The organism is Pseudovibrio sp. FO-BEG1 (assembly GCF_000236645.1).
Lineage (GTDB): Bacteria > Pseudomonadota > Alphaproteobacteria > Rhizobiales > Stappiaceae > Pseudovibrio.
Genome location: NC_016642.1, coordinates 4,849,924 through 4,863,523, shown reverse-complemented (window position 1 = coordinate 4,863,523; position 13,600 = coordinate 4,849,924). Strand labels below are relative to the sequence as shown.

The window sequence follows — 13,600 nt, the reverse complement described above, 5'->3', positions numbered from 1 at the left end:
CATTCTGGCTGATGCTTTTGTACATGCATCAGCCGGTATTATTGGTGTTTTGAATGCTCTCAGCTATGCGCTGCCGCGGATGACGAGTTGGGGTTCTACGACGACGGACATTTCCTTTTGGGAGGGATCGGCGAGGCGGGCTTCCAGGGTGCTCATGAGGTTCTGGACGATCTCGTCGATAGGGTTTGTTGCAGCTGTGAGGTCGAAGCAGGGCCAGGCGGCCATGGGCATATTGTCGGAGCCGACCACCGCCACATCCTCCGGTACACGCAGGTTCAAAAGAGATTTTGCTGCGTTCAGAGCTCCAAGTGCCGCTGCGTCTGATACACAATAAAAACCATCTGGCGGGTTATCACTTTGTAGCAGTTTGAGTGCAGATTGCATTCCGCTTTCGAAGTCGAATCTAGTCTGTGAAATACTGTGTGGTTGTAGTCCTGCAGCTTGCAAGGCTTCAAGGTATCCTTCACGACGACCAGTGTCTGCAGTGATGCCTTCGATGCCGCCGATATAGGCGATTTTCTTACATCCACGTTTGATCAAATGTTCGGTGCCGAGCTGACCGCCGCGTTTGTAATTGAGCCAGACGCAGTCTGCCCCTTTCACGGTAGGGCCTAGTCCGGTGTAGATCAGCGGCACGTGCATTTGCTTGCTGTTTTCGATCACCTGAAGATCAACTGTGCCAGCCCGGACGATTGCGGCTGCAACCGGATACATGAGTGCTTTGCCCAGTGTTTCTGCAATGTTTTCTTCTTCTTCTGAACGAATTTGAAGCGCCCATTTTCCGCGTTTTTGCAGTTCAGTTGAGAGGCGGTTGAAGAAGTCTTTGTCGTACATGCCATCGGTGTTTCCGAACACGACGGCGACGAGATCTGACTCCTGTTTGATGAGGGAGCGTGCAAGTGCATTTGGTCGATAGCCCATCTCAGCTGCGACCTTGAGGATGTGATCACGAGTCGCTTTGTTGAGGCGATTCTCTGCTGTGAACGCACGGGAAACAGCAGAGGCAGAAACGCCAGCAGCACGTGCAACATCTTTACCTGTCAGTCTTTTCATAGCTTCTTACTATCTAGGATGATTGTCATTTTACCTTCAAAGAAGTCCCTTACAAGACCTCTATTGCAATCGATTGCCAAAACTCATAGCATAACGCTTTGGTTGCTTAAAGGGGGGCAAGTTTCCGGAATGGTTGGCGTAGGAATCGAAATCGAAAAGCTGTGTGTTGGTTACGACAAGAACCGTGTTCTTCATGACATCGATCTTGAAATCAACTCATCCGAGTTTGTTGCGTTGTTGGGTTCATCCGGCTGCGGAAAGACAACTCTTCTGAAAAGTCTCTCCGGTTTCATCAAGCCCATGTCCGGGCAGATCCGCGTCAACGGAAGCGATGTTGCACAATTGCCGCCAGAGCAGCGAAACATGGCTATGGTGTTCCAAAGTTATGCGCTTTGGCCACACATGACGGTTCGCCAGAATGTGGGATATGGCCTGAAACTCCGTGGCATGTCCAAGGAGCAGATCAATCGTAAGGTCGATGAACTTCTTGTTCTGCTTGGCCTTGCTGATTTTGGTGATCGCAAAGTGCCAAACCTGTCTGGTGGTCAGCGTCAGCGTGTGGCGCTTGGGCGTGCGCTTGCTGTTGATTCCCCAATCCTGTTGTTAGATGAGCCGCTTTCCAACCTTGATGCGCGCATTCGTTTGTCGATGCGCCATGAGATCCGCTCTTTGCAACAACGTATGGGTTTGACAGCCGTGCATGTGACCCATGACCGGGAAGAGGCCATGGTGATGGCAGACCGCATTGTCATTTTGAATGCGGGGCATATTGCGCAAGTGGGAACGCCTCTGGAAGTTTATGAGCAGCCAAAGTCCAATTTTGTGGCGACCTTTATGGGCGCTGAAAACGAAATTGCCCTCAATGTTGAGCGTGCGAATGGAACTTTGTGCATATCAGAGCAGGAGGCCGTCAGGGCTGCCAGCTTAAGCGTTTCAAACGAGATTGGTGATGGAGGTGTGAACTGGCAGGCGATAGCTGCCGGATCTGTTCGGGGGCGTTTCCGCTCCAGTGCAGCGCATCTGCTTGCCGATGGAACCGTACCTGAGGGGCATTTGGCTCTGGCCGGTAGGGTGACACAACTCAGCTATCCGGGGGGGGTATTTCGCTACGAAATAGAAAGCGCCGGGCAGCTCTACATGATCGACGATCCTTGTCGGTATGCAGTTGGCGATGCAGTGACGATCTGCGTGCCAGCTGGTGGGCTTCACCTTTATTCCGAGGCGGCCTGACACCTTTAACGTGAACAGAACTTTTTATCTCAACGATCTTAACCCAGGAATTTGAGTGATGACACTTAAGTCAGTTCTAACAGGCGCAATCTCAGGTGCTGTGATTGCTGTATCTTTGCCTGCGTCAGCTGAAACTCAGTTGAACGTGATTACCGGCGGTTCCCAGAATATGGTCGAGTACGTGACCGATTATCTGGGTCCTCTTTTTGAAGAAAAATATCCAGGCGTGAAAGTTCGCGTCACAGGCACCGGCCCGGGAGATGCCGGTTCCCAGAAAATTCTTGAGAAGCTTGAAGCTCAGTCTGCTGCTGGCAAAGAGCAGTGGGACATCGATGTGATTGTTGCGGCCCAGAAGAAGACTGGTGAGATGAAGGAAATGGGCCTGCTGGCTGACTTCCGCGGTAACATCGAAACCGGCAAAATGGTGACCCGTGAAACTGCTGAAAACGCACTCGGCGTTTACGTCGGCGGCTACGTGATGCCTATGTTCCATAGCCAGACCGCGATTGCGTATAACCCAGCATTGGTTCCTAACCCACCAGAGTCCTACGACGAGCTGCGTGAGTGGGTGAAGAAGTATCCAAAACAGTTTGGCTACAACGGCATCAAGAACGGTATGTCCGGCGTCGCGTTTGTGACTGGCTGGATGTACACCTATGCTGGCGACACCAAGACCCTGCAGAGTGGTCCATATGATGCGGCTAAGAAAGAGACATGGGCGCAGGCATATGCTGATCTGAAAGCCTTCAACGAGAACGTGACGTTCACTCCGGGCAATGCTGGTACGCTGGACATGCTCAACCGTGGCGAGATCGTGATGGGCCCGGTTTGGGTTGATATGTTCTACTCCTGGCAGGGTGATGGCCGTATTCCACCAAACCTGAAACTGAAGCTGATTGCTCCTGGTATGCCGGGACAGCCTTACTATTACGCAACCCCTGCGAAGGCTGCGAACAAAGAGCTGGCTGAAAAGTTCATCGAACTGGCAACCAGCCCAGCTGTGCAGGCGGAAGGCATTGTAAACCGCTTCAACTGGTATCCAGGCATTGATGCTGACCATGTGAAGGGCTCTCTGGATGAAAAAGTCTGGAGTAAGCTGTTCACCGACGTCACTCCTCTGGAACTGGCTCAGAAAGGTCAGCCGTTCCCAATCGGTCCTTACTTTGATGACATCAAAGAAGGCTACGAGAAGCAGGTCGCTAACTAAGCACTTTTGAAAGAAACCGGGAGGGACACTCGTCTCTCCCGGCTTGTTTGGTTTTGGGAAGAGGTGGTGTCCATGAGCGGACAAAGTATGTCAGTTGGGCCTGGTCGGATGGGAGCAATCTTGCTGGTTGCACCCGCATTGTTGATGATCGGCTTTTTGTTTGTTTATCCCTTTGGTTATTCTGTGGTTTCAGCTTTCACAGACAATGGCGAAGGCAGCTGGCATATCGCCAATTTTACCAAGGCCGTTGAGTTCTATTCCAAAGATATTCTGTTCACGATTGTGATCGTCAGTCTGTCGACAGTGATCATCGGCATTCTGGCTGTTGCGATCGCGGGTTATCTGACACTGGGTGAAAACAAGACTGCTGTTGCTATTCTGAAATGGCTGTACCGCTGGCCGCTGTTCATTCCGTTTATTGTGAGTGCGCAGTTAATGCGTACGTTTTTGGCGAAGAACGGGATGATGAACAACATCTTGACCAGCTCCGGCATCATCGAACCGCTGGCCGCGCAGAGTTATCTGGACTGGCGCGGGATCGTGATCACCTTCGTATGGAAGCAGACACCGTTTGTGGCCCTGCTCGTTGCCGGTGCGATGGCTTCTATCGATCGCACCACCATTGATGCAGGACGGATCTTTGGGGCGTCTCGACTGCGTATTCTGATTGAGCTGGTGGTTCCTCAGATTGCGACCACGCTGATGGTTGGCCTGATCCTGTCCTATGTAGTGATGCTGTCTGTGCTTTCTGTGCCGTTGATGATCAACGCGCAATCGCCAACCATGCTGACCGTTGATATGGCGTGGCGGATCAACTCTTACGGCGATTATGGCGTCGCCAACGCATTGGGCATCATGTCCTATCTGTTTACCGGGGTGGTTGCGTGGTTCTATCTGCGCCAGAGCCTCAAAGATAAAGGGGCATAAGATGGTTCAGGCTACTCTTTCTTCCAACTGGGTGCGGATGACCACACGTGTGCTCACCATGAGCCTGCTGGCATTTGCGATTTTTGGCCCGATCACCAACATGCTGCTATGGGCTGTGGCTGAGGTTTGGTACTTCCCCTACAAACTGCCACTGGAATACGGCTTCTCCTTCTGGGAGCGTGTTTTCCGTCCGGAGGGCAATGCAACGGAAGCCCTGTTTTCCAGCATTTGGATCGCTTTGCTGACCGTGGTTGTCAGTCTGGCGATTGCTATTCCGGCAGGCTATGCGTTGGCACGGGGCAAGATGCCGTTCCGCTATCTCATCATGCTGTTGTTCCTTCTTCCTCAGGCTTTCCCAGCTGTGGCGGTGCACATGAACGTTGCACGAATTTTCTACGGTTTGGATCTGACGGGCACTGTTATGGGCGTTGTGCTGGTTCACGCCAGTCAGGGGCTGGTGTTTGCTGTCTGGATTGCAACGGCGGCTTTTGCTGCGGTTGATGGAGAGCTGGAAGCGGCTGCGCGGAACATGGGGGCAGGGCGCTGGCGGACTTTTATTGACGTGACCTTGCCCCTCGCACTGCCGGGCATTATGGCCAGTGCGATATTCGTGTTTCTGATCTCCATGGATGAGTTTACCGGAACCTATTTTGTTGGTGCTCCGGATGTGGTGACGCTGCCTATGCTTCTGTTCACCTCCAGCATGGAAGGCAACTACCAAATCGCCTCCATCTCCTCTCTCATCCTGCTCGTGCCATCAGTCGGCTTCATGCTGTTTATCGAGCGCTTCCTGAAAGCAGATGTGCTGGCGAAGGTGGGGAGCTGAGTTAGCTTTTTCTGAGACAGGGATAGAGACATGTTTGAGAGCGGCGGCCTTATTGTTAGGTCGCCGTTTTTGCATGTGGTGGTTGCTTTGAATGATATAGTCTATTTAAATCATGTAGTTGCGTGATAACCGGCTTGTTACTGGGGCTATGGAATGTTCGGGGGATGTATCCTTCATAGGTGTATTCGGATGTTTCTGCTTTTCTCGTTGTTCAACCGCCTCTTAAGTTTGATCGGCTACGATCGAAAGCTCTTCCAGGTTTTGTGATGGAATACAGGCAGGGCTGAGTGATGCCGATGGAAATGAATGCGCTGCTTGTTCTTCTCATTGAAGACGACATGGATCTGGCTGCGACGGTTGGTGACTACCTTTCCTTTGAAAATATTGAGTGTGACTATGCCTTCAATGGGCAAGTGGGTCTCGATAGTGCGCTGAAAAATCAATACGATTTGATCTTGCTGGACCTCACCCTTCCTAAAGTGGATGGGCTGACAGTGTGTGAGCAGCTGCGGGCGCAGAATGTGACGTGCCCGATCCTGATGCTGACTGCCCGCGATGCTGTGAGTGATCGAGTGGCTGGGTTTGAAGCTGGTGCAGATGACTATCTGATTAAACCTTTTGCGTTTCCTGAGTTGGCTGTTCGTATCCGGGCGTTGGTGCGCCGGAGCAAAGGGCACTCCACGAGTGTGACCATTGGGGATCTGGAAGTGAACCTGAGTGCGCGGCAAGCGAGCAGGGCAGGGAGGAAGCTGAAGCTTTCACCGACTGGTTGGGTCCTGCTGGAACAGCTGGTGCGCAGCACACCGAATGTGTTGAGCAAGCAGGAGTTGGAGCGGGCTGTGTGGGGAGATCAGGTGCCTGCCAGTGACAGCCTTAAAGTGCACCTTTATAAGCTGCGTCGCCAGTTGCAGCGTCCTTATGAAACACAGTTGCTGCATACTGTTGCCGGGCACGGTTTTGCTCTGCGGACCTGAGGTTGATTGGTGATGTTGTTTTTCTGGCGCAAAAAGAAGAAAGCCAAGACGCTTAAACGAGAGCTGCGATACTGGCTGCTCGCTTTTGTCGGTATGCTCGTGCTGGTTTACAGCGTTGGTCTGTTTTCCTACATGATCGCGGGTCTGGAGCTGTCGAACAAGCTTGAGTTAAAAGGCTTTATACATGCCTATGAACGAGCACTGCAAAATCAGCCAGAGCGTGAGCCTCCAGATGAGAGCAGGATCTTCTCAACTTTCAATTATGATGAGCTGCCTCCAAAGGTAAAAGAGGCTTTTCCGAAAGATAAGATTGTACTTGGAGATCCTGAGGTTGAACCTATTGGAGGTGTTGGGGATCGGCCAGAGGCTGTCGTCTTTTTTCTGGCTGATCGGATTGCTGATGGGAGGACGCTTTACGTTCTCCGTATGTTGAAACTGAATAAAGAGCTGGAAAATCAAGGGCGCATAAACTTCAACCTGCTTGAGCGGACTATGTATGTCGGCGGGGCGATCATCCTGGTACTGGTGTTTTTGCTGTCGCAGTTCATCAATCGGCGGATTAACAGGCGTATCGCGGCTTTGCAGCAATGGGCGGATACCTTGAATGAGACGAGTGCGGTCGAGCAACGTCCTGACTTCCATTATGATGAGCTGAACAAAATTGGTGATCATCTGAGCAATGCTGCGCGGCGGCTTGGCCGGTTTGTTGAGCGGGAACACTCATTTTTGCGGCATGCCAGCCATGAGCTGCGGACGCCAATTACCATCATCTCCGGCAATGCCAGTGTTATGGAGAAGATTGCAACGGATGATAAGCAACGGAAGGTTACCGAACGGATTAAGCGGGCCAGCCATTCCATGCAGACGATTGTTGCAACGCTACTCTGGCTTGGGCGCGAGCAGGAACCTAATCCTGATTTAGAGAAGATTGATTTGGCCGAGCTTCTTGAAGAGGTGATTGAGGATCACAGATATTTGCTCTGCGGTAAGGACGTTGAACTTCACGTTGACCTTCCTGAGACTGTCGTTGATGCTCCACGCGTACCGCTGTGTATTGTTGCAGCGAACATGGTGCGCAATGCGTTTCAGCACACGCAGCAGGGGCCAATTGAGATTTCGATCAGTGCTAGAGATATCCTCATCCGCAATCAATCAGCAGAACTTTCAGAACAGGAAAGTGAGATTGTGTTTGAAGAGAGCTACGGTGTTGGGCTCTCGCTCATCAAACGGATTGCACGTCGGTTGAACTGGGAGTTCCAGATGGAGCAAGTGGGCGAGCGTGTTACGACGCGATTGGTTTTTTAGTTGGCGTCCGTCCGGTAATCGAAATTGTAATTATCTATATATTGTAGCTATTTACATCGTTACCTAGCGATAATCGCTAATGTGTCATTTCTCCCCTAAGAATTTATAGGGGATAGGACATGCGGTCTTTATCGCACAAACTCATTCTTGCTGCATCGGGCGTTTTGCTGGTAAGCTGCACCACCAGTCTCAGTCCTGAACGGACTACATTTACGGAAGAGATGGCAGTTGGTCAGACGCCAACAGAGTGGAGCCAGAAAGGTTCTTCTCACGGGCAGGCTCTTTCGTCTTTGCTTGCTTTGAGCAGTGATAAGAAACTGAACAAGCATGTTGATGCGGTGCTGGCGAACAACATCTCGCTTCGCCAGTCTGTGCTCGATTTGCAGAAAGCTGAGCTGGAGCGCGATAAAGCTTCTGGTACGCTCTGGCCGACACTGACATTCAACAGTCAAGCAGATCGCCAACGTGTGAAATCTACCCAAGGCTCGTCCTATCAGAACTCCGTAGGCGGAGACCTCACAGTCCAGTGGGAGGCGGATCTTTGGGGGAAGCTCTCTGACCGAGCATATGCTTCTGACCGGACCTTGAGGGCCAGTGCTCATGACCTTATGGCTGCGCGAGCTTCTCTGGCTGCACAGGCTATGCGGAACTGGGTTCAGCTCACGGCTCTGGAGAAACTAGCCAATCTGGATCGATCCCGCATTTCCAGCCTGCGCAACACAGAGCAGATCATTTCCGATCAGTTCACGCGCGGTATTGGCGAGCTGAGTGATCTGGAAGCGGCGCGTTCTGCGACGGCCAATGCGCAATCTGATCTGGCTGATCGGACTGTTCAGATCGATCAGTTGAAGCGGCAGATGCAGGTTGCGGCCAGCCAGATGCCAAACACTCATTTTAAGACTGGTAGCTTGCTCCCCAACGTCAAGCTGCCTAAGGGCGCCATGCCTGCCACCACTCTCGGGCGGCGGCCAGATCTTTTAGCTGCTTATGAGCGGGCCGCAGCTGCGGACCTGCAGCATAAAGCCAGCTACAAGGATCTGCTGCCAACCTTTTCAGTCAACTTCACTGCAAGCGATCAATCCGCAAGCCTTGCAGATCTGTTGAACAGTGGACCGGCATGGCGTCTCCTTGGCTCTTTGTCTGCGCCCATTCTGGATGGTGGCAATCGCCGATTGACGGCAAAGCAGGCTGATCTGGACGCGGCCCGTCTCTGGCTATCCTATCGACAGACTTTGCTGACTGCGGTGATGGAAGTTGAGAACGGGCTTCAGAACGAAACCATCTTGCGCAAACGTGAGCAGATCCTGACCCGTGCTCTAAACCACTCCCAAAGCAACTATGAGCAATACGAGCGGCGGTATCGTGATGGCCTGACGGACATCGTGACCTTGCTCTCTGCGGAACGGGATGCGTTTGCTGCCCGTCAGGCGGTGGTGAACATTCGCAGCAGCAGAATGCAGAACCGTGTTGATCTGGCTGTTGCTTTCGGCATCGGGCTTTAAGCAGGCGTCTTCTTTCTCCCTCAATCAAACAAGCAGTTCCCAATATGCGTACCACCCTTCGACCCAAACTGGCTCGTAGAGCAGCCTTTGCGAAAGTTACTCTGGTTGCCAGCCTCTCAGTCTTTGCTGTTCTGGCAGAATTGGCCAACCCTCACACCGTCGCTGCACAGGATGCCAGTGCTCCAACATTGCCGCGACCGCTCGTATCTGTCGTGCAACGAGAGGCGCAGCCTGAAGCTGTTCAGTTTACGGTTTTCGGAGCTGTGAGTGCTCACTACCAGCAGAAGCTGACCAGCGAAGTGACCGGGAGAGTGTTGCGACTTTCAAAGCAGCTTGAGCCGGGCTTGGCGCTCAAGAAGGGGGATGTGCTGGCTGAGATTGAGGACAGTAGTTATCGCGCAGCGCTTGCAACTGCAGAAGAGAGTGTCGCCAGTTCTGAGCTTTCTCTTTTACAGGAGGAACAGCGCGGGAAGCAGGCTGAGCTTGATTGGCAGCGAGCCAATATCAAAGGCCGTGAGGCCTCACCTCTTGTTTTGCGTCAACCATTTTTGAAGCTGGAACAGCTGAAATTGAAGGCCGCTGAAGCCAACTTGGTCGAAGCTCAGCGGAACCTGCAAAACACCCAAATTGTTGCTCCGTTTGATGCTGTTGTTATCTCCCGCAGTGTTGCGCCTTCCAGCTACATCACAGCAGGCACGGAAGTTGCTGAGATCTACTCTACGGATGCGCTTGAGGTTGAGGTGTCTCTGACGCCAGTGCAATGGCAGTTGTTGCTCACCGAAAACGGCAGCTCTTTGGATGTGGGCGATATCTCTGTGCAGGTGCTCAATGGGGCTGGTGTACAGTGGCCTGCCAAAATTACGTCTGTCGGCCCAATAGCTAATGCGCAAACGCGTCAACAGTCTTTGCGGTTGCAGGTGGAGCCACGCAATGACCAAGGCACTGTGATGCGCCCGGGCACTTTTGTTAGCGTTGTACTCACAGGGCGGAAAATTCCGGATGTTGTGATGGTTCCAGCCTCCGCCATCACCTCTCAAGGATATGTCTGGACAGTTTCCCGGGACAGCAAGCTGGAACGCCACGCAGTGTCGCCTTTGTTTACTCGCGGTGATGATGTGGCGCTGGACGTGAATGCTTTCCCTGCTCATGGAGCATGGGAGATCGTGGTGAACCCGATCAGCCGATATCTGCCGCAGCAGATTGTTACCACTCAGCCTGCGGAGTAAGTCATGCAACAGAACACTCATAAAGGCTGGATTGCCTGGTTCGCGCACAATCCGGTGGCTGCAAACCTGCTGATGGTCTGCATCATTGTTGCCGGTGTCTACACAGCAATGAACATTCGAACCGAGGGTTTTCCGGGGTTTGAGGCCAATCAGGTTACGATCTCTGTCGAGTATAAATCAGGTGCTGCGCAGGAAACTGAGCGTGGTGTGACGGAAAAGATCGAGCGTGCTTTGACGGGTACTGAGGGCATCAAGAAAGTCACCAGCACATCTACGGCAAGCAACTCCACGATCATCATTGAAAAGTCCTCGGGAACTGATCTTGATAAGCTGCTTTCTGATGTGAAGACGAAGGTGGATGCTGTGTCTCTGCCGTCAGCAGCCGAGAAGCCGGTTGTGGTTCGGGCAGAAGAGATTGAAGATGCTATTCAGGTCGAGATCTTTGGTGATGCTGATCCTGATGTTTTGGATACGGTTGCGCGTCGGATTAAAGACCGGCTGCTAGAAGATCAACTTATCCCGTCTGTTACCATCAGTGGTGAGCGCACTCAGGAAATTTCCATTGAAGTGCAGGAAGATGCGTTACAGCGATATCAACTCAGCTTCTCTGAGCTTGTCCGTCAGGTTGGCAACTTCTCTCTCATCTCGCAACAGGGCAGTCTGAAAAATGAGAATGGCCGCATCCTGATCAAAGCCGATAAACAAGGTTACTTCCTGCAGGATTTTGAGAGCATTCCTGTGATCACGCTGACGGATGGCACCGTGGTTAGGTTGCAGGATGTTGCCAGAATTACAGATGCCTATACAGATGACCGCTCTATCTATCTCTATCAGGGACAGCCTGCCAGAAAGCTGAGTGTTCAGCTGATCGGTAAAGCCAGCCTTATTCCCGCAGCCGTCCGTGCTCGCGAGATCATCAATGAAGTGCAAGCAGAAGGTAGTTTGCCGACCAATATTCAGTTCGATTTCTGGGAGGATGAGAGCGAGAATATCTCTGACCGTCTTTCCCTGATGTTGAAAAACGGGCTCATGGGGATGGGGCTTGTGCTTGTTACCCTCGCGCTTTTCCTCAACCTGCGTACGGCCTTCTGGGTGGCCATGGGATTGCCGATTGCCTTTGCCGGTGCGCTTGCGCTTATGGGGGATGGCTTCTGGGGCATGACGCTCAACGAGCTGACGACCTTTGGATTTATCATTGCGCTTGGTATTGTCGTTGATGATGCGATTGTTGTGGCGGAGAGTGCGCACAGCGTCACTGAGAAAGAAGGGGATGGCATTGATAATGTCATCAAAGGGGTGAAGCTGGTTGCGACACCTGCGATCTTTGGTGTGCTGACAACGATTGCTGCATTCTATCCCATCACATTGGTGACCGGGCGTTTGGCCGAGATCTTCTCCGTGTTTGCTTGGGTGGTGGTTTTCTGCCTCGTCTTCTCGATCATCGAGTCCAAGTTCATTCTGCCTGCGCACCTGGCGCATCTCAAACACAATGCAAAGCCAAACAATCCGCTTTCTCGTGGATGGAAGGTGATCCAGAATGGCGTAAGTGCCGGATTGGAGCGGTTCAAGCAGAGTGTTTATCGTCCAATGGTCAAGCTCAGCCTGAGAATGCGGTACTTATCTGCTTTGGGCTTTGTGGTGCTTTTTGTGGCTGTGGTCTACATGGTGCCGTCTGGTATCGTGCGCGTGGTGTTCTTCCCGGAAATCCCTCGTCAGATTGTGACTGCGACTTACAAAGGTGAGCCTGATCTTGGGTATGGCCGCTTGTTTGCTGAGGCGAACCGTATTGAAGCTGCCGCACATAAGCTGAAGGCGCAGCTTGATGCGGAGAGTGACACCGATGTCTCTCCAATCACTGGCATCGAGATGCAAGCCAGTGATGATGGCACTGTGACGGTTCTTGCTATTGCAACGCCGCCGCTAGAGCGCAACATTACCTCCAACGAGATTGCCGAGCGTTGGCGCAAGCTTGTTGGGCCGGTTGAGGGGGCTCAAACCATCAAGTTTGCCGCTGATGACTTTGACTTTGCGGACTTTCGCGTTGAACTGCTGCTTGACGATGTTGATCAGCTGATTGCGGCAAGCCAATACGTGGAAGATATGCTGGCGACGCAGGCAGGTGTTTTGTCTGTAACCAATGACTTCCGGGCTGTGCGTGGTCGCCTTAACATTGAGCTGACGGACTATGGCCGCTCTGTTGGTCTTACGACCTCCGCTATTTCCGAGCAGGTGTTTCAGGCTATTGGCGGCGCGGAGATTCAGGAGTTCCAGCGTAATCAGCAAGAAGTGAAGGTGCGGGTACGTTATCCGGAGGCTCAGCGGAGCTCAGCTGCGGCTCTGCAAACGCTCTATGTTCGCACGCCTGCTGGTGATCCGATCCTTTTGTCTTCCGTTGCCAATCTGCATTCCGATCTGACCGTTGATGAGATCTATCGCAGCTCCCGCAAGCGTGTTGCGACGTTGGATGCTCAGATCAACAAAGATGAAATCTCGGCAGATACGCTGGTCACCTACTTCAACGAAGAGCTTTTGCCTCAGCTGCAGGCAAAGTTTCCGGGTGTTGCTGTTGACTTTGGCGGCGAGGTTGAGCAGCAGCGGGAAGCGATTGGTGGTTTGATCACGGCTTTCGGGATCACGATCATCGCGATCTACGTTCTGCTTGCGGTGCCGTTGAAGTCCTACATGCAGCCGATCGTGGTTATGATCGCCATTCCGTTTGGCATTACAGGTGCAATCATGGGGCACTGGGTTGTTGGAATTCCGGTCTCAATCCTCAGTATAAACGGCATTCTTGCCCTAAGCGGGATTGTGGTGAATGACAGTCTACTGCTTGTCTCTGCGTTCAATGATAACCGCGCGAAAGGTATGCCAATCCGACAAGCTCTGGTGGCTGCTGGAACCCAGCGCATGCGGGCTGTGATCCTGACTTCGACAACAACCTTTGCCGGACTGGCTCCGATGATCTTTGAGACTGCGGAACAGGCTCAGTTCCTCATTCCAGCAGCCGTTTCTCTTGGCTTCGGCATCCTCTTCGCAACCCTGATCACCCTCTTCCTGATCCCAACCTTCATGATGATCCTCGAGGACTTCAGCCGGTTGAAAGCGGTTGTATTGGGAATTGCATCGCTCAAGATGGAGGATACGGGTGCACCGGAGGTAACTGCAGCGGGGGAGTGATGAGAGAGATGGCTTCTTCTTGCTCAAATTAGAGAGAGATGAGGCTGCCTGATTTAAGTAGATCAATGCAAGCAAACGGTGGAAGCTGTTTGCTTGCATTTGCTTTTAGTGGCAGACCCATGAGGTTGCTCGTGGAGTTTGTTTTGAAAGACAAGCCAGCTTTTGCGTCATGT

General features: G+C 52.4%; 10 protein-coding genes. 9 read left to right on the top strand and 1 reads right to left on the bottom strand.

All coding sequences use genetic code 11. The annotated features are described in order from the left end of the window. Positions 1-63 precede the first annotated feature (63 nt). Positions 64-1,053 (bottom strand): LacI family DNA-binding transcriptional regulator, encoded by a 990-nt coding sequence (locus PSE_RS21875; RefSeq protein ID WP_014286800.1) that lies wholly within the window; start codon positions 1,051-1,053, stop codon positions 64-66. Between the two features lie 129 nt (positions 1,054-1,182). Between PSE_RS21875 and PSE_RS21870 the strand changes: the two genes are divergently transcribed. The 9 genes from PSE_RS21870 (at position 1,183) to PSE_RS21830 (ending at position 13,427) form a co-directional block, all read left to right on the top strand. Beyond that, a complete protein-coding gene (locus PSE_RS21870) occupies positions 1,183-2,283 on the top strand; it encodes an ABC transporter ATP-binding protein (protein WP_014286799.1) in 1,101 nt (366 codons plus the stop codon). Between the two features lie 58 nt (positions 2,284-2,341). After that, complete coding sequence (locus PSE_RS21865) at positions 2,342-3,490, top strand: extracellular solute-binding protein (RefSeq protein ID WP_014286798.1); 1,149 nt, start codon at positions 2,342-2,344, stop codon at positions 3,488-3,490. Positions 3,491-3,598: 108 nt separating this feature from the next. Next, complete coding sequence (locus PSE_RS21860; protein WP_014286797.1) at positions 3,599-4,417, top strand: ABC transporter permease; 819 nt, start codon at positions 3,599-3,601, stop codon at positions 4,415-4,417. Between the two features lies 1 nt (position 4,418). Further along, positions 4,419-5,243, top strand: a complete 825-nt coding sequence (locus PSE_RS21855) for an ABC transporter permease (protein WP_014286796.1) — start codon at positions 4,419-4,421, stop codon at positions 5,241-5,243. Positions 5,244-5,533: 290 nt separating this feature from the next. Next, positions 5,534-6,217, top strand: coding sequence for a response regulator transcription factor (locus tag PSE_RS21850; RefSeq protein ID WP_008548044.1), 684 nt, complete (start codon positions 5,534-5,536; stop codon positions 6,215-6,217). A gap of 12 nt (positions 6,218-6,229) precedes the next feature. After that, positions 6,230-7,522, top strand: coding sequence for a HAMP domain-containing sensor histidine kinase (locus tag PSE_RS21845; RefSeq protein ID WP_008547859.1), 1,293 nt, complete (start codon positions 6,230-6,232; stop codon positions 7,520-7,522). 119 nt (positions 7,523-7,641) lie between these two features. Next, entirely contained in the window at positions 7,642-9,024 is a 1,383-nt protein-coding gene (locus tag PSE_RS21840; protein WP_014286794.1) for a TolC family protein, read from the top strand. 44 nt (positions 9,025-9,068) lie between these two features. Then, positions 9,069-10,250, top strand: a complete 1,182-nt coding sequence (locus PSE_RS21835) for an efflux RND transporter periplasmic adaptor subunit (protein ID WP_008547747.1) — start codon at positions 9,069-9,071, stop codon at positions 10,248-10,250. Between the two features lie 3 nt (positions 10,251-10,253). Next, complete coding sequence (locus PSE_RS21830) at positions 10,254-13,427, top strand: efflux RND transporter permease subunit (protein WP_014286793.1); 3,174 nt, start codon at positions 10,254-10,256, stop codon at positions 13,425-13,427. Positions 13,428-13,600 lie beyond the last annotated feature (173 nt).